The following is a 17,911-nucleotide window of genomic DNA, read 5'->3' as shown; positions in this document are numbered from 1 at the left end:
CCGCGATGCGGCGGGACGACGCCGTCAGCCGCGGCCCCAGTCCCGCAGGTCCCGGACGAACAGGTCCGGCGCCTCCATGGCGGCGAAATGGCCGCCGCGGGGCATCGTCTGCCAGCGCGAGACCGCGTAGCCGCGCTCCAGCCACTCTCGCGGCGGCGCGGGCGTGCGCGGATCCGGGTAGGCCGCGAAGGCCGTCGGCACCGTGACGCGCCGCCCCGGCGGCATCCGGCGCACGCCCTCCTGCTGCGCGCCGGCGTAGAACCACGTCGCCGTCGCGAAGGAATCGGTGAGGATGTAGAGCAGGGCGTTGGTCAGGAGCTGATCGTTCGTGAAGACCTGCGCGAAGGGCCGCTCCCGCAGGTCGGCCCAGTCGTGGAAGCGCTCGACCAGCCACGCCAGCTGCGCCACCGGCTCGTCCGCCATGGCGTAGCCGAGCGAGAGCGGCCTGGTGCCCTGCAGCTGCGCGTAGGCCCCGAGCGCCTGCTGGGTGGCTCCGGCCTGCTTCTGCCAAGCCCACTCCGCGGCGCTCTCCGGCTCGGCATCGGGCTGCACCAGCAGGTAGTTCAGGTGGATCGCCTCCAGCGACGCGGCGTGGTCGAGACCGAGCCAGGCCGCGACCCCGGCGCCCCAGTCGCCGCCCTGAACCCGGTAGCGCGGGTAGCCCAGAGTCTCGTGCATCAGGCGGTCGAACAGCCGCGCCGTGCTGCGCGCGCCGATCGGCGCGGCAGGTTTGCCCGAGAAGCCGAAGCCGGGCAGCGCCGGGATCACGAGATCGAACGCGTCCTCCGGCCGCCCGCCGTGGCGCGACGGGAAGGCCAGGGGCTCGATCACCGACCAGAACTCGTAGATCGAACCCGGCCAGCCGTGGATCAGCAGCAGCGGGCGCCGGCCTTCCGCCTCGCCGACGACGTGGACGGCGTGCAGGTCGAGATCCTCGACGCGGGCCAGGATCTGCGGGAAGCGGTTGAGCTCGGCCGCGGCCGCGGCCTCGTCGAAGCCGTCGAGCCAGTGGGCGCACAGGTCGGCCAGGACGTCCGGATCGCAGCCGTAGCGCCAGCCGGCCCCCGTCGGCAGGCGCGGCATGCGGTAGGCCCGCACGCGCTCCCGCACCCAGGCCAGCCGGTTCGCGTCCCAGGCGACGGTGAAGTCTCGCATGATGCCTCCGCTCGGCTCCGCGTCCCGGGAGCGTGCCGATACCGGCCGTCCCGTTCGCGCGACGTTGATCCGGGTCAACGCGGCCGGGCCGGGACGGTCGCGCCGGGATCGCCCCGGCCGGCACGACGGCTGTTGGCGGCGCGATCGCGCGAGGGCTCTCAGCGCCCGGCGGCCGGCTTCGGTGCCCGTCCGGGACGCGGACCCGGCCGGAGCGCCGCAGGCAGGGTACGTCAGCCGGGCGAGACGCGTCGCGACGTCAGCGCCCGCCGCGCCAGGAACCCGGCCGCGCTCATGGCGAGGATCGCGGCCGCGTAGAGGTCGGCGGTCGTCACGTAGCCGATCCGGCGCACGAGATACCCGGCACAGATCACCGGGAGGCTGAACGCCAGGTAGCTCTCGACGTAGTAGCTCGCGAGGAGCTCCGCCCGCTCGCTCGGCTTCGCCAGCGGGACGATCGTGCCGAGGGCGCCGAGGAAGCTCGTCCCGAAGCCGGCCCCGCCGACCAGGGTCCCGCCGATCAGGACCGGCACGCTCCCGCCGTGCATGCCGGCGAGCACGATGACGAGGCCGGCGGTCATGGCGAGCGTCCCGATCGTCAGGTTGGCCGCGGCGTCCCGGCCGCGCCGCTGGAGGACCGCGAAGGCGCCGGCGACCATCAGGGCCGCGACCATGACGCCGCTCGTCAACGGGGTCCGGCTGCCCGTCGCGGCGACGACCAGCGAGGGGACGATGGAGAGGTAGAAGCCCCCGAGCATCCAGGTCGCGATGTTGGTGGGCGTGATCGCGGCCAGCGGCCGCCTGGCCTGTGGCGGAACCAGGACGCGCGGCCTCAGGGCCCGCAGGGCGCCCGCGCGGCGCTCGCCGGTCTCGGGCGTGAGCCAGAGGAGCGCGGCCTGCGCGGCGAACACCGCGCCCAGGATCGCGTAGACGAGGTGGAGGGGGTGCGGGCCGTACTGCACGAGGGCGCTGGTCCCGAGCGCGCCCGCCGCCATCCCGATCAGCGGCATGATCGCGTTCACGAGCTGGGCCCGCGCCCGGTCGACGTCGACGAGTGCGGCGCCCAGCGAACTCGCCGCGATGCCGGTCGCCACGCCCTGGACGAAGCGCGCCGCGATGAGTCCCCACGCCCCGCTGGCCGTCGTGAACAGGGCCATCGCCACCAGCTCGAGGAGCAGCGCGCCGAAGATCACCGGCCGTCGGCCCAGATGGTCCGAGATCGACCCGGCGACGAGGAGCGCCTTGAGGAGCGCCAGCGCGTAGACGGCGAACACCGCGGTCGTGAGCACGGGGGAGAGCGCGTAGGTCTCCTGGTAGAACCGGTACAGCGGCGTCGGAGCGGCGGACGCGGCGAGGAAAGTGCCGAGCACCGCCGCGTGGAAGAACAGCGCGCCGCTGCCCGCGACAGCCACAACTTTCAGCTTGCGGTCCCTGGTCATTGGCGAACCTAAAGGCTAATCCGTTGCGTTTGATGCGTAGGCCCTCCGCGCCACAAACGCAATATCTTTGCGTTTGTGGCGCCCCAGATGGCAGAGTGCAGGATGACGACGAGGCAAGGGCCGCGTCCGGGCGGCCGCAGCGCGCGGGTGCAGACCTCGGTTCAGGCGGCCGTGCGCGCGCTCCTGACCACGACGGACCGTTCGGAAATCACGGTGCCCCTGGTGGCCGCCGCGGCCGGCGTGACGCCGTCGACGATCTACCGCCGGTGGGGCACGCTCGCCGAGCTCTTGGCCGATGTCGCGGTCGAGCGGCTCCGTCCCGACGGCGAGCCGGCCGATACCGGGAGCGGCCGGACCGATCTCGAGGCGTGGGCGGAGCAGTACGCGGACGAGATGTCGTCCGCACCGGGGCGGGAGATGATCCGGGACGTCCTGGCGGCGGCGGACGCGAACTGTGCCCAGCGATGCTGCAGCTTCACCCGCGATCAGATCGCGATCATCGCGGATCGGGCCGTGGCCCGCGGCGAGGCCTTCCCGGACCCCGAGGCGGTGCTGGACGGGGTCGTCTCTCCGATCCTCTACCGGATCCTGTTCGGGACCGCGCTGGACCGGGAGCGGATCCTCGAGCTGGTCGACCGCACCCTGACGGCGCGCGAAGCGACCTGACCCGAGGCGCCGACCCCGTACACCGACCTCGCGGAGGAGGCCGGGCTCCTGACCTCAGCCGCCAGGGGGCGCGACGAGCGGCCTGTCAGAGCGGCTCCCCGGGCTGGGCGCGCGTCCGGTCCTTTCCGCGGGTCGCAATCGCGGGTTGCGCCAGCGACGCGCCCGCGTAGCCCGCGGGCGCGACGGCGAGGATCGGTCGCCAGGTCGAGGACCACGCGCGCAGCGGCTCCGGATCGCCGCGGAAGGCGAGGTCGAGAAAGGCCAGCGTCCCGGCGGCGGTCGCCGCCTTGACCTGCGGGTTCAGGTTCAGACCGCCCGTGAGAGGACGGTCGGTGAAGATGCTGTGCGAGCCGCCCTGGAAGACCGCCAAGGACTTCCGGGGCGTCGCGATCGCCTCGTACACGGCGAGGCGGTCGCTGAACGGCGAGGTGCGACCGGGCAGCTGGATGACATCCTCGGTCGCCGTCACGTGCAGGGTCGGGATCTCGACGGCGCCCAGGACGGCCCGCAGGTCGCGCTCGCCGTAGAAGGGCGGCGCCGAGATCACGATCCCGGCCGCGATCCGCGGATCCCGCGCCTGAAGGGCGTGCCCGTCACGGACGACGCGCGCACCCGCGGCGATCAGAGTCGTGTTGGCGCCGTAGGAATGGCCGGCCGCCACGATCCGGCGCGGGTCGATCCGGTCTCCGAAGGCGCCCCCGTCCTGAACGAGGAGGCGGTCCAGGGCGAAGCGCAGGTCGCGCGCCCGGGCGATCGCCTCCCGTTCCTGCGCCGCCCGCTCGATCCGGTCGAGCAGGGCCAGGGGATTGCCGGTCCAGACGGAGCTGTCGCTGCCGACGTGCTGCAGGTGCAGGCTCGCGATCCCGTGGGACGACCAGTGCCGTCCGAGATAGCTGTAGCCGGTTCGGGACTGTCCGAGACCGTGCGAGAACACGACCAGCGGGACGCGGCGCCGGAGCGACGACGTGTTCGGCCAGTACAGGCGTACCGGCACAGGTCGCTGGCGCGCGCCGTCGACCCAGTCGAAGTCGACGATCCGGACGTCCTCGACGACGGTCTCCGCCGCGGCCGGCCGCGTCACACCCGCGGCCAGGGTTCCCAGCAGTATGGCGCCGACCTGCCGACGGTTGGGCAACGGCCGTGCCGCTGTCGGACCGGAAGACTCGAGCATGGGGAGGGCTTTCGCGAGAGGAGGGGAGCCAGGAGGGTTCGCAGAGCCGAGCATCGCCGGCCGCAGCCCGATCACGACGCGCCCTCGCCCCCCGGCGCGCGCCAACCGAATTCCGTTCGCCGACGGAGGCCCCGACGGCGAACGAGGCTGCCGATATCGGCAGGAAGGGGCGGGCGCCCGACCGGACTCCGCACCGCGTCCCGAGACCGTGCGTCAAAATCGCACTCGGTGTAAAAATATAATTGCACCGCGTGCAACTTTGCAAGTGCGGAATCGCATGTCACAACGCCGGCATGGGGAGCCCGCCACCGAAGCCCGGCAGCCTGCGCGCGCGAAAACGGCAGGAGACACTGGAACGGATCGCCGAGACCGGCCTGCGGCTGTTCAGCCGGCACGGCTACGAGGCGACGACCCTGGACGCGATCGCCGAGGCGGCCGGCATCTCGCGTCGAACCTTCTTCTACTACTTCAAGTCAAAGGAAGAGATCCTGCTGGACTGGCAGATGCGCGGCTTCGGCGCGGCGCTGCGCAAGGCCATCCTGGCCCAGCCGGATGGCAAGGTCCCGGTGGAGGTCGTCCGGGACGCCCTGCTGACGCTGTCGACGGGTTTCCGGACCCAGGAGTTCATCAGTATCGATCGCGTCATGCGGTCCAGCGAGACCCTGAAGGCCCGCAAGCAGGCGGCCTACGGCCTGCACGAGCAGGCCCTGCATGCCGCGCTGATCGAGCGCTGGCCGGATCCCGTCCGCAGCGCCCCGCTGCGCCTCGTCGCCATGGCGTCGCTCGGTGCGATGCGCTTGGCGATCGAGGCCTGGATCCAGGCGGACGGTGACCGTCCCGTGGACGCCTTCCTGCGGGCGGCCTTCGCCGGTCTCACGGCCGAGTTCTGCGCACCGTCCCGATAATCCCGCCGCGATCGGCACGCCGCCGCGGCCCCGCGGTGACCGGCGCGACGCCGTCACCGCCCATCGGCCGGCAGCGCGACGAAGGGATCGCAGGCGGGAACGCCGAGCGGCGCGAAGTGCCGCACGTTCCGGGTCAGGACCGTCCAGCCGTTGCAGCGCGCGGTGGCGGCGATCGCGAGATCCGCGAAGCCGGGCGCGTGCCCCTGTCCGCGCGCCAGATCGGACAACCCGCCGATGTGGCGCGCGACGGCGAGGTCGATCGGGAGGACCTTGGCGGCGTACAGGTGCAGCAAGGTCTCCAGCCACGCCGCGAGGCGCTCGGCCTTGCGCGCGGCACCGTCCCTGCGGCTCTTCGCGATGCCGTCCTCGATCTCGGCGATCGTGACGACCGAGAGGTGGAGCCCCGCGCTGTTCCGGTCCATCCAGTCGATCAGTGCGACGGCCGGAACGGCCTTGGTCGGCGCGCCGGCCGAGAGCACGTTGGTGTCGACGAGGTACACCGCCTCACAGCTCGGCGCTTCTGAGCCCGCCGGACGGGGGGGCGAGGTCGTCCGCCGCGACGGGCGCGGCCATGAGCAGGCGGCCGAACGACGGGACGCGGGACAGCCGCTGCCAGTCCTCGAAGCTGAGCAGCACGGCCTCGGGGCGGCCGTGGCGGGTGATGATCGAGGGCGCGCCCTGCTTCGCTTGGTCGATGACGGCCGACAGCGTCGCCTTGGCGTCCCGAAGCTGGATCTCCTGCATGGCGCTCTCCGTGACCACTGTAGTCATAATGGGTGTCTAGGTTCCGATCCGCAAGGACCGCCCGCGGCCCGTCGTCGGCACCCGGCCCCGGCGGCTCGCCGAAGCCGATCCGTGTCCGGCACGCAACAGTTGATTGCAGACCAGATTATGCCCCTTGCGGTTGCAGCGCTTTAGGACCAACGTATGTTAAGTTAACTGAATACGGGTGCTCGGGTGGCAGCTTCTAAGCCTCTAGACGGGCAAACAGCCTCGGAAACCTTCCAGACGGCGCTGGACGCGCTCGACGTCGTCGGCCGCTGGGAATGGGACGCGGGCGTCGATCGGGTGCGGGCCGACGCCTTCGTCGCCCTGGTGTACAACGTCGATCCGGCCGAGGCCGAGGAAGGCGTCCCGCTCGGCCGCTACATGAGCAGCATCCACGCGGACGATCGCGAGCGGATCGATGATCTGATTCGGCGCAGCGCCCGCGAGGGGACACCGTACCTCGCCGAGCATCGGGTGACCTCGGCGGACGGTCGGACGCGCTGGGTCCTGGTGCGCGGGCGCTTCACCGGCGATCATGTCGGGCGGCTCCAGGGCGGCAGCGGCATCCTCCTCGACATCACCCGGATGCGGATGTTCGAGGACATGGCCGACGAGGCCGTGCCGCGTGCGGAGACGTCGCCTCTCGAGCTGGCAGCGGATCACGCCATCGCGGCGATGTACGCGATCAGCGAGTTGCGGGACGCGGAGCTCAAGGTGCAGGCCGAAGCGCTGCTGATGACGCTGGGCCGCAGGCTCGCCCTCCAGGAGGCCCAGGACCGGCACCGCCAGATGAACTGATCGCCGCGCGCCGGAGCAAGATACAGCACGGGGCGGAGCGTCGACCGATCCTGTCCGGGAGCGGGAGACTGGGCCAGACACGCGCGCTATGCTGGCGGATCGACAGGTCAGCGCGGCACGGATGATCCGGCGTTCCAGAACGACAGTCATCGTCCTCGGCGTCATTGCCGGGGCCGCCGTCGCTGCTCTGCTCATCCATCTCCTCCTCGGCCTGCTCTCCCTCGACATCGCGGTCGCCAAGACCAGCACCGAGGATCGGGAGGCCGCGCAGGCGCTCACGCAGCTCTTCGAGACCCAGCATCCGCGGGTGCGCATCCGGACGATCTTCGAGCCGGATCGCCTCGGCGCCTCGGCGGCCCTCGACAAGGGCGAGACCCAGCTCGCCCTGGTGCGCAGCGACGCCGCGCCGAAGGACGGGCAGACCCTGGTCATCCTGCGCCGCGACGCGGTGGTCTTCGTCGCGCCCGGGGGCAGCCCCGTCGACAGCGTGGCCAAGCTGCGGGGCAGCACCGTCGGTCTCCTCGACGGGCGGAAGCTCGACCCGCTCCTGCTCGACCTGATCCTGACGCATTTCGGCGTGCCTCCGAGCAGCGTGCATCGCCGGATCCTGACGATCGACCAGCTGACGGAGGCCGCCCGCAGCCGCCAGATCGGTTCGGTGTTCGTGGTGGCCCCGGTCGGGAGCGCGCTGTGGCTGCCCCTGTTCACGGCGCTGCGCAAAGGCTCCGGGACGGCGAAGCTGTTCGAGGTCGACGAGGCGGCGGCGATCGCCAAGGAGCACCCCGTGCTCGACACGATCGACGTGCCCAAGGGCGCGTTCCTCGGCTCCCTGCCGGCACCGGGCGACGACATCACCACGCTGTCCGTCAGCCACCGGCTCGTGGCCCGCGGCGCCATGCCGGACTGGCTCGCCGGCGAGATCACCCGCGAGGTTCTCACCGGCAAGCCGCGGCTCGTCGCGCTCGACGACGATCTGGCCGGCATCGAGGCCCCCGACACCGACGACAAGGTCCAGGCGCTCCCGATCCACCCGGGCGCGACGGCGTACCTGACCGGGAACCAGCCCAGCCTGAGCGATCAGGCGCAGAACGCGGCCTACTGGGTCGGGCTCATGATCAGCGCGCTGGCCTCCTTCGGCGCGGCGGGCATCGGCCTGTATCGGCGCTTCCGGCCGCTGCAGCCGCCCACCCGGGTCATGCGCCTCCTGGAGATCTGGCTGTCCGTGTCGAGCGCCGATCCGGTCGAGCTCGATCATCTGGAGCGGGAGGCCGACGCGCTCGCGGCGGAGACGATCCGGATGGAGGCCCACAGGCGGACGGAGAGCGTCGAGATCCGCCTCGTCGCCCTGCTCGTCGCGCATGTCCGCGAGGCCGTCCAGCGCCGGCGGCGGCACGTGGCGCAACGGATGACCTAGCGCCAGGCGATCCCGGCACCGCCCCCCGGCGGCGGCCGATCCCGGCCCGGTCGCGGCCTCACGCGAGCAGGTCGCGATGCGTCCGATGCCCGCGCAGCCACGCCCGGGCGTAGCCGCACAGGGGCACGATCCGATCGCCCTCGGCGCGCGCGTGCGCCGCGACGCCTTCCATGAGCCGGCCGGCCGCCCCGGTGCCGCGCAGGACCGGCGGCGCGTAGACGTGGCTGATGACGAGCTGGCCGGGCTCCCGCCGATAGGTCGCGAAGACGACGTCACCGCCGACCTGCAGCTCGAAGCGGCCTCGCTCGACATTGTCGCGCAGCATCTCGGTCCTCCTCGTCCCCCGGCTTTGCGCGGCTCCGATCGGGAAGCACCGCGTCGAACCCGGCGCTCTGCGGGATCCCGCGCCGCCACGGACGGCCTCCCGAAGGCCCGCGCTCCCGCGACGGTTATATGGGGCGCGTGTCCTCGTCGCGGACGCGGGTCAGGACCGACGCGTCGGCATCGTCGCCGACGACGTCGACATGGCGCGCGAGCGCCGCAGCACGACGAGACCCGCCGGACGACGCGGCCGGCGCGGCCGGCACGGCAGTCCGCTCCGCGCGGCGCGGATTAAGCGCGGCCCGCGATCGTCTAACTCTGGACATCCCGAGACCACCTGGACCGCCCGGCTCACGCCGTGGCGGTCATTTCGTGCCGGCATCGTCGGCGGACCGGCCCCTCCGGCCCTCCGAGCGGCTCTCAGCGCGGCCCGCCGCGCCGTGTCGGACCGATCTGCGGGCTCCCCGCGGGGAGGCCTATCCACGTCGGCGTCCCACAGCTCAGGCGCGATCCGGGCGGTTTGCCCGCCGATGCGCGCGCGCCCGGACCGCCATCGGATATTTCGGCACGTCGACCCGCAGTATTCAATAAGAAAAACATAACATCATGAGCTCACCCTCGATATTTTGCGATATTCCGGAACTCAGACAGCTTTCTGTGCTTGCCCAATGGTAGTTTTCTGGAGAACATCATGACCTCAATCCGGATCTTCGTCCTCGTGTCGTCGCTCCTTCTCGGCACGGCCGGCGCGGCAACGGCGCAGGGCGCCGCCGGAGGATCGACGTCCGGGCCAACGCCGTCCGGGTCGGGCGGGCAGCGGATGCAGCACGGCGATCAGATGAAGGGCGGAGAGAGGGGCGGGGGCTCGGGCAACACCGGCGTTCCGGGCGCCTCGCCGGCCGACGACGGAAACAAGACGCAGGATTCCCGTACCACGAAGACGAGAGACCGTTGAGAGACCGCGGGTCCGCGACCGCCCGTCCGGAGGCACGGGCCCGGCCGGAACGGCCGGAGCGGTCCCGTCACGCCGCGCACGCCGTCGCGCGGCGCTCTCACTTCCGATCCGCAGCCCCGCGCGACGTGTCCGTTCGAGGACGCGATCCGGCGACGCGACGGCACGGCCGCCAGCGCCGGAAGGCCCGGAACGGATAGCCGGCCGGGCCCGGCCGACGCCCGCTCATCCGAGGGCGTCGGCCGCGGTCACCGGCGCGGATCGGGCGCCGCGCGCCGAGAACCGGTGTTTCCGATCCCGGTTAGCTTTCGTGAGGGGAAGCCAGTCACGGAGGCGTGGGTGCCGCGCTATTTCTTCGATATCCACGACGGTCAGTTGCAACGCGACGAGGACGGGACCGAGTGCGCCGATTTCGACGCTGCGCGCAGAGAAGCGATGATCTCCCTCCCGGACGTCGCGCGATGGGAGATCCCGAGCGACGGGGACAGGCAAACCTACACGGTGGTCGTCCGGGATGCGGCCGGCGCCCCGATCTACACGGCGACGCTGACGTTCACCGGCCTGAGGCTGAGCGAGGCGGCCGGGTAGGTTCAGCCCGCCGCGCGCATCCGGCGCGCTCCGACATCGGCCCAACTCACCGGCGCCGAACGTCCCGCGTGGACACGGCCGACGCCGGTCAGGGGATGTCGGCCGGCTTGACGTCGATCCGGTCGAACCGGCCGAGGCGGTAGATGAGGAACGACAGGAGCCAAGCCGCCGCGAAGAGGCCGACGATGCCGAAGCCGAGCACGCCGAAATGGTCGTTGATCGCGGCGATCCGCTCCCAGAGCCAGCCCTGGAGGTTGAGCTTGTCCGCCAGGAGGTTCAGCGCCTCCAGCGTGCCGACCACCAGCGCGACCACCACCGACACCAGGGTGATGGTGAGATTGTAGAACAGCTTGCGCATGGGCTGGACATAGGCCCAGCTGTAGGCGCCGAGCATCAGCACGCCGTCGGTCGCGTCGACCAGCGTCATGCCGGCGGTGAACAGCGCCGGGAAGACCAGGATCGTCCAGAGATCGATGCCCTGGCTCGCCTGGGCGGCCGAGAGCCCGAACAGGCTCACTTCCGTGGCGGTATCGAAGCCGAGCGCGAAGAGCAGGCCCAGCGGGTACATGTGCCAGGAGCGCGTCACGAGGCGGAACAGCGGCCGCAGGATCCGGGCGAGGACGCCCTGGTTGGCGAGCAGCATGTCGAGGTCGGCCTCGACGTAGCGGCCGGTGCGCCGCACCTGCCGGAACGCGCGCCAGACCCCCGCGAGGACGACGAGATTGACGAGGCCGATGAGGATCAGGAAGGCGGCCGAGACGCCTGTGCCGATCAGGCCGCCGAGTTCCCGGTAGCCTTCCGAGGCCGTGATCAGGCTGGTGGCGGCCAGCGCCACCGCGGCCGCGGCCACCACCACGACGGTGGAATGGCCGAGGGCGAACCAGAAGCCGACCGAGACCGGCCGCTGGCCCGCCTGCATCAGCTTGCGCGTGACGTTGTCGATGGCGGCGATGTGGTCGGGGTCGACCGCGTGGCGCAGCCCGAAGACGTAGGCCAGCAGCGCGGTCGAGAGCAGGGCCGGCTGCCCCGCGAACAGGCTGTAGGCCCAGGACCAGGCGGCAACGTTGGCCGCGATCAGGACGAGGTAGAGCAGAACGATGCGGCGCCGCACGACGCGGGGCGCCGTGCCATCGGACGGGACGATCGCTTCCATCAAAGCCTTACCCACCCGAATACCGTCCCCTCGGCCCCGTTGCCCGGGCCTGTCGCGTCGCTGCTGCCGTGCAGCACGGAATCCGACATAGCGCAGAAGCGGTCGGCCTGCGGAGTCCCGCAGGCGCGTCCTCTCGCCGGCGCGACGATCCCGGCGGCTGCCTGGACGGGGGCCGCGGGCCCGCCATCAGAACCGCACCGTCACCGAGCCCGTGATCCGCCGGGGCGAGCCCGGATAGACCCGGAACACGTTCAGCGAACTCTCGTAGTACGCGGTGTCGAAGATGTTCTCGACGTTGAGCGCGATCCGGGCATTGTCGAAGCGGTAGTAGGCGAGCGCGTCGACCGCGACGTAGGCCGGCAGGGTGAAGCCGGAGCCGGCCGCGTCGCCGGCGCGCGCGCCCACGCCCCGCACGCCGCCGCCGATGCCGAAGCCGCGCCACGCCCCCTCCGGCTCGTAGACCGCGAGGAGGCTGCCGGAATGGCGCGGCACGTTGATGAGCGGGGCTCCGACCGGGAGCACGTTGTCCTTGGTCACCCGGGCGTCGGCGTAGACGTAGCCGGCCAGGAGCTTCAGCTCCGGCGTGATCTGCCCCTGGGCCGTCAGCTCGAACCCCTGGCTGCGGACGGCCCCGGCGGCGAGGGAGAAGCCGGTATTGGCGGGATCGGGCGTGAGCACGTTCTCCCGCTCCACCCGGAAGGCGGCGGCGGTGAGGAGCAGGCTGCCGCCGAACAGCTCGGACTTGGCGCCGACCTCGTAGCCGAGGCCGGTCTCGGGCGGCAGGGCCGTGCCGCGGGTCACGGCGGCGGCGTCCGGGCCGATGTTCGGCCGGAAGCTCGTGCCGACGTTGGTGTAGAGGGCGAGTTCCGGGATCGGCCGGTAGACGAGGCCCGCCCGGGGCGACGCGGCGACCCGCGACTGGTCGACCTGACTGCGGACGGCGCGCTCGCGGAAGCTCTGCTCGAAGATGTCGAGGCGCACACCGACGAGCGCCCGCCATTCGGGGCTCAGGACGATCTCGTCCTGCGCGTAGAGGCCGGTGTTGGTGATCCGCTCCAGGTTGTTGCGCGGGATGGTGATCGGCGGCAGCGCCTGCCCGTAGACCGGGGCGTAGATGTCCAGGGCGAACGGGCTCGTGCGGAAGTTCGAGCGGAAGTACTGCGTGCGGCTGTCGGTGCTCTCCCGGTCCATGCCGAGCAGTAGCGTGTGGCCGATGCCGGCGGTATCGAAGCGCCCGACGAGGTCGGCCTGCCCGACGGCCACGTCCCAGCGGTAGTCGCGCACGTTGCGGTCGCGCGAGACCGTGCGGTTGTCGGCAGCGATGGCGCGGATCTCCGCCGACTCGCCCGCGAGATCGCCCGTGTTGAAGTAGGTCGCGAGGCGAAGCTGCCAGTTCTCGTCGAACCGGTGGTCGACGCGGACCTGCAGCGTGTTGTTGTTCTGATAGGTGCTCTGCCCGGGCTCGCCGAGGAAGCGGGAGACGGGCAGGAACCCGAGTTGCCGGTTCAGCGCGATGACGCCCCGGTCGAAGACGATTCGGTTCTTCACGAACTCGGTCTCGACCGTGATCCGCGTGTCCGGGGTGACCTGCCAGCTCACCACCGGCGCGACGAGGAGCCGGTCGCTGTCCACGAAGTCGCGGAAGCTGCCCGCACCCTGGGCGGCGAGGTTGAAGCGGTAGAGCACCGTGCCGTCCGCGCTCAGCGCACCGCCGGCATCGATCGTGCCCCGGGTCAGGCCGAACGAGTCGACCTGGTTGCCGAACTCGACGAACCGCTCGGCGGTCGGCTGCTTGGTGATCAGGTTGACCAGCCCGCCGGGGTCGCTGCGCCCGAACAGGGCCGCTCCCGGCCCCTTGAGCACCTCGATGCGCTCGATGTTCTGGGCGTCGGGCGGCGGCGGTGTCCCGCGGTTGAGGGGAAAGCCGTTCTTGTAGATCTCGGAGGTGGTCACGCCGCGGATGGCGTAGCTGAAGATCGACAGGCCACCGAAATTGTTCTGGCGGGCGACGCCGGGCAGGTAGTCGAAGACCCGGTCGACGCGGGTGGCGGCGATGTCGGTGATCGTCTCGCGCGGCGCCACCGACACGGCCACGGGCACGTCGATCTGCGGTGTGGCCGTGCGCGTCGCGCTGACCGCCGCGCCGGCGCCGTAGCCCGGTGTCGGACCGATCAGGCCGATGCTGCCGCGCCCGGACGCCGTCGTCCGGGCGGCGCCCTCGCCGACATGCTCGACCGACAGTTCCTCCAGGGTCACGCTCTCCTGCGCGCGGACCTCCCCGACCGGCACGCCGGCGGACAGCATGGCCGCCAGGGCCAGGCGCGGGCTGCCGCGCCGCGCCCCGGCAGGGCGGGCGCATCCCCGGCGCGGCCTGGGACTCTCGCGGAACGACAATCGTCCAGAACTCGCCACCACACACTCGCTGCTGCCGGCGCGCGGCCACGCGGAGGCGGGCGGCGTCACGCCCGGACGGGCGGCACCGCGCGCTCCGCTGGGCACCGCGCCCGAGGAACGTCGTCGCGCCGAAGGCCGCCTCCCGTGACGCGCGTCATCGCCGCCGCCGGACCGTCCCGGTGCGCGGCACCGGCGGCCGCGGGGAACGGGCGCGCCCAGTCGACAGGTGCGGGGCAGATCCGGACGCACCGCGCAGCGCGCACCGGATTACCACCCCGGCTCCGGACCGTGCCCGGATAACCTTGGCAGGAAAATACTTGCCGCGGCGACCGCCCGGGTCAACGCCCCGGCAACCGAATGTAATAATGTTGCGACGACAGTGGCGGAACGGCCACAGCACCGTGGCGCCCCGGCGGCGGGCGGGGCCGGGGCGGCCTGATCGGGTACGCCGCTCCCGTCAGGGTCTCACATCCGGCCTGGGATCCGGCACGAACCCGTCGCGGTTCGGCATGCGGACGGCGGCCAGGGTGGCGGCATCGAGCACGGCGCTCTCCGGGACGAGCCCGTTCAGGTACAGGACGTAGCCCGAGACCGCGTAGACGTCGTCGGCGCTGAGCGATTGCGGGGCGTTCATCGGCATCGCCCGCCGGATGTAGTCGAACAGGGTCGGCGCGTAGGGCCAGAAGCTGCCGACGGTCTTGAGCGGTTTCGCCGAGGCGAGCGTGCCCTGGCCGCCGGCCAGCCGCTCGCCGGTCCCGCCCTCGCCCCGGCTGCCGTGACACGAGGCGCATTGGGTCTCGAAGACCTCTCGGCCGTGGGCGACGCTGCCGTGTCCGGGCGGCAGCTTCCGGCCGTCCCGGTCGACGTCGATGTTCCAGGCGGCGATCTCGGCCTCCGTGGCCGGACGCCCGATCCCGAGGCGCTCCGTCGCCCGTGCCGGCCCGGCGCAGGCGAGCGCCAGGGCGATCCCCGCGGCGGCGCGGGCTTCACGCATAGCCATTGGCCACCTCGCCGTCCGCGGCGATGCGCCAGGGCACGACCGCGTTGTTGTGGTAGAAGGATTTGAGGCCGCGCACCGCCGTCAGCGCCTCGAAGCCCGGCTGCACGTAGCCGGTCTCGTCGATCGCCCGGCTCGCGATGGTCGTGGGCGTCCCGTCCCAGCGCCAGGGCAGGCGGAACCGCGTCAGCGCCCGGTTGAGCACCGGCTCCTGCAAGGCGGCGTCGCGCCAGCTCCCGCCCCCGTCCGTCGAGACCTGCACGCCGCGGATCCGCCCGCGCCCGCTCCAGGCGAGGCCGGTGATCTCGTGGAAACCGGGGGCGATCCGCTGCGTGCCCGAGGGCCGCGTGATGATCGACTTGGCCTCCATCACGAAGGTGAATTGCCGCGCCGTGCCGTCCGGCATCAGGTCGGTGTACTTCGACGTCTCCTCGCGGGAATAGGCCGGCTCCGCCGTGACGTTGAGCCGGCGCAGCCACTTCACGCTCATGTTGCCCTCGTAGCCGGGCAGCAGCACCCGGAGCGGGTAGCCCTGCTGGGGGCGCAGCCGCTCGCCGTTCTGGCTGTAGACCAGCAGGGCGTCGTCGAGGCATTTCGCGATCGGGATGCTGCGGGTCAGCGCGGCGGAATCCGCGCCCTCGGCCACGACCCACCGCGCGTCCGGCTTGAGCCCGGCCTCCGCCAGGACCGTCGCGAGGCGCACGCCGGTCCATTCGGCGCAGCTGACGAGGCCGACGAGGTCCGACGCCGTCTTGCCCTTGATCGCCTCGAAGCCCGGGTTGCCCGAGCATTCGAGGAAGTAGATGTGCGACTCCGACGGGAAGCGGCGGATGTCGTCCATCGTGAGGATGAGCGGCGTCTCGACGAGTCCGTGGATCATCAGCCGGTGCTGGGCGGGATCGATGTCCGGAATGCCGCCGTGGTGGCGCTCGTAGAACAGGCCGTTGGGCGTCAGGATGCCGTCGAGATCCTGCAGCGGCGTGCGGCTCGACGCCGAGATGTACTGCTTCAGACCCTTCGGGACGTTGCGGATGACGCCCTCCTCGAAGCGCGAGGGCCGGCCGTAGGTCTGGCTGCCGACATCGGCGCCCGGGACCTTCATCCATTCGGGCACGGCCGGAGGCGCCGCCTCGTCCGATCGGGCCGGCCCGCCCGCGAGGACGGCCGCGGCCGCCGCCGCGCCTTGTGCGAGGAAGCGGCGCCGCGCCGGCGGCGATTCGTCGTCCTGGCTCATCGCATGGCACTCCGCCTCGCCCCGCCCGCCGGGGCAGGCCCAGAGTCTCACGCAACGGCGCTCCCTCCTAGTCCCGTCGGAACGGGGCTCGAAACGCGGTCCGGGGACGGACGCGCGCGACGAGATCGTCGACTGCTCCGAGCAGGGCCGCCGGCACGATGTGGAGGCCGTCAGCGCGAACCCATCTCGTGGTGCGCCCGCAGGCGTCGCAGGGCCTCGAGATCGAAGACCTCGTCCGCGCGCCCGTAGCCGCCATCCACGACCTCGTCGACCAGGACCATGGTGTGCGGGCGCGCGGCCTCCCCGAAGAAGGAGACCAGCAGATCCGTCGTGCGGTGGATCAGATCCGCCTTCTGCGGACCGGTCATCATGCCCTGCGGGATCTTGAAATTGGCGAACGGCATCGATCGTCTCCAGGCTGAACTGATGAAACACGGGTCGCGCCCGCGCGCGGCGACGCGGATCTCCTCGCGGATCTCCGCGCGCACCTCATTCCTGCGCCGCGCGGGCCGCGCGAGCGGCCTCGTTCAGGGTCGCGACGGCCGCGTCGAAGCGGTGCTCGGCCTCGGCGTTGCGCTGGAAGGCGACGCGCTGCACCAGGATCTCGGCCGGCGTCGGCTGCTGCTGGAACAGGGCCATCACCTCGTCGATGAAGTCGGCCAGCGGCAGGTAGCCCGCGCGGGTGGCCTGGCCGGGCGTGAGATCCGTCTGGACCGCCGGCGGCACCAGCTCGATCACCTCGACCCGGCCCTTGAGAACTTCGCGCAGCGAGACCGTGTAGCTGTGGATCGCCGCCTTCGTCGCCGAGTAGGTCGGTGTGGTCGTCAGGGGCACGAAGGCCAGCCCGGACGACACGTTGATCAGCGCCGCGTCCGGCCGTGTGACCAGATGCGCGACGAGGGCATCCGTCAGACGGATCGGGCCGAGCAGGTTGGTGGTGATCGTCGCCTCCGCGTCGGAGAGGTCGCGCGCCTGATCCAGCGCCTCGAAGCGCATGATGCCGGCGTTGTTGATCACCACGTTCAGGGCCGGGTGCTCGGCCGTGACGCGCCGGGCGAACGCCGCGATGTCTCCGGCATCCGCGATGTCGAGGGGCATCGCGTGCAGGCCCGGGCGGCCGGCCGTGACCCGTTCCAGCGCCTCCGCGCGGCGACCGGCGACGATGACGGTGTTGCCCAGATCGTGGAAGCGATGGGCGAGCGCGGCTCCGATCCCGGACCCGCCGCCCGTGATCAGGATCGTGTTGCCGGAGGTTTTCATGATGGCGACCCCGTTGTTGTCGCCGCAGAGAGTATGGTTGACACTCTCCGCCCTGAAGTAGGCACCGAAAAGATTTGTACGCACCGAAAGGAGAGTGTCGAATGCGCAGGGCTGCCCCGGACCCCGCGATCGAGGCGAAGCGGCGCGGGACACCCCCGCAGGACGTCGATCCGGCGATCGAGGCCCTGGTGAACGACATCATCGGCCAAGTGGCCGACAAGTGGACCATGCTGATCCTCGAGGCGCTGGAGGAGCACGGCACCCTCCGGTTCACGCAGCTCGGCCGGGCCGTGGGCCGGATCAGCCAGAAGATGCTGACGCAGACCGTCCGCCAGATGGAGCGGGACGGTCTCGTCCGGCGGACGGTGCATCCGGTGATCCCGCCGCGCGTGGACTACACGCTGACGCCGCTGGGCCGGAGCCTGGGCGCCGCGTTCTGCGGCGTGTGGATCTGGGCCGAGACGCACCACGCCGAGATCGAGCGGGCCCGGCGGGCGTTCGCAGCGGCGACCGAAGCTCCGGATCTTCCCGCCGACGCCGAGGCACCGTGAGGACGGAGGGCCTCCCGATCGCGGTCTGACCGCGCAGGACGGAGGGGCGTGCGGCCCTGGCGGGCTCGCCCGCGCGAGGCGGCCCCGCGCCTATTAACTGTCGAGCGGAAGAGGGATGTCGTCCTTCTCCAATGGTCTCGCCAAGCTT

Annotated in this window: 19 protein-coding genes; 7 read left to right on the top strand and 12 right to left on the bottom strand. The window is 71.7% G+C overall.

The features are described 5' to 3' along the window. Positions 1–24: 24 nt before the first annotated feature. Together ACQKQD_RS26775 and ACQKQD_RS26770 are read right to left on the bottom strand one after the other, a co-directional pair. Positions 25–1,155, bottom strand: coding sequence for an epoxide hydrolase family protein (locus tag ACQKQD_RS26775; protein WP_427510052.1), 1,131 nt, complete (start codon positions 1,153–1,155; stop codon positions 25–27). A 230-nt stretch (positions 1,156–1,385) separates the two neighbouring features. After that, positions 1,386–2,591: an MFS transporter gene (locus ACQKQD_RS26770; protein ID WP_427510051.1), complete on the bottom strand. Its 1,206-nt coding sequence runs from the start codon at positions 2,589–2,591 to the stop codon at positions 1,386–1,388. A 102-nt stretch (positions 2,592–2,693) separates the two neighbouring features. Between ACQKQD_RS26770 and ACQKQD_RS26765 the strand changes: the two genes are divergently transcribed. After that, positions 2,694–3,257: a TetR/AcrR family transcriptional regulator gene (locus ACQKQD_RS26765; protein WP_026605129.1), complete on the top strand. Its 564-nt coding sequence runs from the start codon at positions 2,694–2,696 to the stop codon at positions 3,255–3,257. A gap of 85 nt (positions 3,258–3,342) precedes the next feature. Here the strand turns inward: ACQKQD_RS26765 and ACQKQD_RS26760 are convergent, their stop codons facing one another. Then, the gene (locus ACQKQD_RS26760) at positions 3,343–4,428 is read right to left on the bottom strand and encodes an alpha/beta hydrolase family protein (protein WP_427510050.1); all 1,086 of its coding nucleotides are present in this window, start codon (positions 4,426–4,428) and stop codon (positions 3,343–3,345) included. 293 nt (positions 4,429–4,721) lie between these two features. On the opposite strand from ACQKQD_RS26760, the gene ACQKQD_RS26755 reads away from it, so the two are divergent. Next, positions 4,722–5,333, top strand: a complete 612-nt coding sequence (locus ACQKQD_RS26755) for a TetR/AcrR family transcriptional regulator (protein ID WP_427510049.1) — start codon at positions 4,722–4,724, stop codon at positions 5,331–5,333. A gap of 53 nt (positions 5,334–5,386) precedes the next feature. Here ACQKQD_RS26755 and ACQKQD_RS26750 read toward each other — a convergent pair whose 3' ends face one another. Next, positions 5,387–5,833, bottom strand: coding sequence for a type II toxin-antitoxin system VapC family toxin (locus ACQKQD_RS26750; protein ID WP_020094418.1), 447 nt, complete (start codon positions 5,831–5,833; stop codon positions 5,387–5,389). Positions 5,834–5,837: 4 nt separating this feature from the next. After that, entirely contained in the window at positions 5,838–6,077 is a 240-nt protein-coding gene (locus ACQKQD_RS26745; RefSeq protein WP_026605131.1) for a type II toxin-antitoxin system Phd/YefM family antitoxin, read from the bottom strand. Positions 6,078–6,290: 213 nt separating this feature from the next. On the opposite strand from ACQKQD_RS26745, the gene ACQKQD_RS26740 reads away from it, so the two are divergent. Both ACQKQD_RS26740 and ACQKQD_RS26735 read left to right on the top strand, forming a co-directional pair. Further along, positions 6,291–6,899, top strand: a complete 609-nt coding sequence (locus ACQKQD_RS26740; protein WP_427510048.1) for a PAS domain-containing protein — start codon at positions 6,291–6,293, stop codon at positions 6,897–6,899. A 121-nt stretch (positions 6,900–7,020) separates the two neighbouring features. Next, positions 7,021–8,313: a TAXI family TRAP transporter solute-binding subunit gene (locus ACQKQD_RS26735; RefSeq protein ID WP_427510047.1), complete on the top strand. Its 1,293-nt coding sequence runs from the start codon at positions 7,021–7,023 to the stop codon at positions 8,311–8,313. A 58-nt stretch (positions 8,314–8,371) separates the two neighbouring features. Here the strand turns inward: ACQKQD_RS26735 and ACQKQD_RS26730 are convergent, their stop codons facing one another. Beyond that, entirely contained in the window at positions 8,372–8,638 is a 267-nt protein-coding gene (locus ACQKQD_RS26730) for a GNAT family N-acetyltransferase (RefSeq protein ID WP_020094422.1), read from the bottom strand. A gap of 657 nt (positions 8,639–9,295) precedes the next feature. Here ACQKQD_RS26730 and ACQKQD_RS26725 point away from each other — a divergent pair. Continuing rightward, positions 9,296–9,589 carry a hypothetical protein gene (locus ACQKQD_RS26725; protein ID WP_427510046.1) on the top strand — a complete coding sequence of 98 codons (294 nt, stop codon included), beginning with the start codon at positions 9,296–9,298 and terminating at the stop codon, positions 9,587–9,589. 336 nt (positions 9,590–9,925) lie between these two features. Beyond that, positions 9,926–10,174, top strand: coding sequence for a DUF6894 family protein (locus tag ACQKQD_RS26720; RefSeq protein WP_026605132.1), 249 nt, complete (start codon positions 9,926–9,928; stop codon positions 10,172–10,174). 88 nt (positions 10,175–10,262) lie between these two features. Here the strand turns inward: ACQKQD_RS26720 and ACQKQD_RS26715 are convergent, their stop codons facing one another. The 6 genes from ACQKQD_RS26715 to ACQKQD_RS26690 form a co-directional block, all read right to left on the bottom strand. Continuing rightward, positions 10,263–11,327: a HoxN/HupN/NixA family nickel/cobalt transporter gene (locus ACQKQD_RS26715; protein WP_091981621.1), complete on the bottom strand. Its 1,065-nt coding sequence runs from the start codon at positions 11,325–11,327 to the stop codon at positions 10,263–10,265. A gap of 186 nt (positions 11,328–11,513) precedes the next feature. After that, the gene (locus ACQKQD_RS26710; protein ID WP_234083185.1) at positions 11,514–13,631 is read right to left on the bottom strand and encodes a TonB-dependent siderophore receptor; all 2,118 of its coding nucleotides are present in this window, start codon (positions 13,629–13,631) and stop codon (positions 11,514–11,516) included. A gap of 547 nt (positions 13,632–14,178) precedes the next feature. Next, the gene (locus ACQKQD_RS26705) at positions 14,179–14,715 is read right to left on the bottom strand and encodes a c-type cytochrome (protein ID WP_132368787.1); all 537 of its coding nucleotides are present in this window, start codon (positions 14,713–14,715) and stop codon (positions 14,179–14,181) included. Beyond that, entirely contained in the window at positions 14,708–15,952 is a 1,245-nt protein-coding gene (soxC, locus tag ACQKQD_RS26700; protein ID WP_234083181.1) for a sulfite dehydrogenase, read from the bottom strand. The genes ACQKQD_RS26705 and soxC overlap by 8 nt, the downstream gene beginning before the upstream one ends. Positions 15,953–16,122: 170 nt before the next feature. Continuing rightward, the gene (locus ACQKQD_RS26695) at positions 16,123–16,356 is read right to left on the bottom strand and encodes a tautomerase family protein (protein WP_427510045.1); all 234 of its coding nucleotides are present in this window, start codon (positions 16,354–16,356) and stop codon (positions 16,123–16,125) included. Between the two features lie 85 nt (positions 16,357–16,441). Further along, positions 16,442–17,212 carry an SDR family oxidoreductase gene (locus ACQKQD_RS26690; protein WP_427510044.1) on the bottom strand — a complete coding sequence of 257 codons (771 nt, stop codon included), beginning with the start codon at positions 17,210–17,212 and terminating at the stop codon, positions 16,442–16,444. A gap of 101 nt (positions 17,213–17,313) precedes the next feature. Between ACQKQD_RS26690 and ACQKQD_RS26685 the strand changes: the two genes are divergently transcribed. Next, positions 17,314–17,763 (top strand): winged helix-turn-helix transcriptional regulator, encoded by a 450-nt coding sequence (locus ACQKQD_RS26685; RefSeq protein WP_427510043.1) that lies wholly within the window; start codon positions 17,314–17,316, stop codon positions 17,761–17,763. Positions 17,764–17,911 lie beyond the last annotated feature (148 nt).

The organism is Methylobacterium sp. NPDC080182 (assembly GCF_050281105.1).
GTDB lineage: Bacteria > Pseudomonadota > Alphaproteobacteria > Rhizobiales > Beijerinckiaceae > Methylobacterium.
The sequence above is the reverse complement of the archived record's forward strand: the minus strand, read 5'-3'. Positions and strand labels throughout refer to the sequence as shown.

Bases quoted from the DNA above. Each gene is read 5' to 3' on its own strand.
- ACQKQD_RS26775 (WP_427510052.1), bottom strand. From the start codon at position 1,155: ATGCGAGACTTCACCGTCGCCTGGGACGCGAACCGGCTGGCCTGGGTG.
- ACQKQD_RS26770 (WP_427510051.1), bottom strand. From the start codon at position 2,591: ATGACCAGGGACCGCAAGCTGAAAGTTGTGGCTGTCGCGGGCAGCGGC.
- ACQKQD_RS26765 (WP_026605129.1), top strand. From the start codon at position 2,694: ATGACGACGAGGCAAGGGCCGCGTCCGGGCGGCCGCAGCGCGCGGGTG.
- ACQKQD_RS26760 (WP_427510050.1), bottom strand. From the start codon at position 4,428: ATGCTCGAGTCTTCCGGTCCGACAGCGGCACGGCCGTTGCCCAACCGT.
- ACQKQD_RS26755 (WP_427510049.1), top strand. From the start codon at position 4,722: ATGGGGAGCCCGCCACCGAAGCCCGGCAGCCTGCGCGCGCGAAAACGG.
- ACQKQD_RS26745 (WP_026605131.1), bottom strand. From the start codon at position 6,077: ATGCAGGAGATCCAGCTTCGGGACGCCAAGGCGACGCTGTCGGCCGTC.
- ACQKQD_RS26735 (WP_427510047.1), top strand. From the start codon at position 7,021: ATGATCCGGCGTTCCAGAACGACAGTCATCGTCCTCGGCGTCATTGCC.
- ACQKQD_RS26730 (WP_020094422.1), bottom strand. From the start codon at position 8,638: ATGCTGCGCGACAATGTCGAGCGAGGCCGCTTCGAGCTGCAGGTCGGC.
- ACQKQD_RS26715 (WP_091981621.1), bottom strand. From the start codon at position 11,327: ATGGAAGCGATCGTCCCGTCCGATGGCACGGCGCCCCGCGTCGTGCGG.
- ACQKQD_RS26710 (WP_234083185.1), bottom strand. From the start codon at position 13,631: ATGCTGTCCGCCGGCGTGCCGGTCGGGGAGGTCCGCGCGCAGGAGAGC.
- ACQKQD_RS26705 (WP_132368787.1), bottom strand. From the start codon at position 14,715: ATGCGTGAAGCCCGCGCCGCCGCGGGGATCGCCCTGGCGCTCGCCTGC.
- soxC (WP_234083181.1), bottom strand. From the start codon at position 15,952: ATGAGCCAGGACGACGAATCGCCGCCGGCGCGGCGCCGCTTCCTCGCA.
- ACQKQD_RS26695 (WP_427510045.1), bottom strand. From the start codon at position 16,356: ATGCCGTTCGCCAATTTCAAGATCCCGCAGGGCATGATGACCGGTCCG.
- ACQKQD_RS26690 (WP_427510044.1), bottom strand. From the start codon at position 17,212: ATGAAAACCTCCGGCAACACGATCCTGATCACGGGCGGCGGGTCCGGG.
- ACQKQD_RS26685 (WP_427510043.1), top strand. From the start codon at position 17,314: ATGCGCAGGGCTGCCCCGGACCCCGCGATCGAGGCGAAGCGGCGCGGG.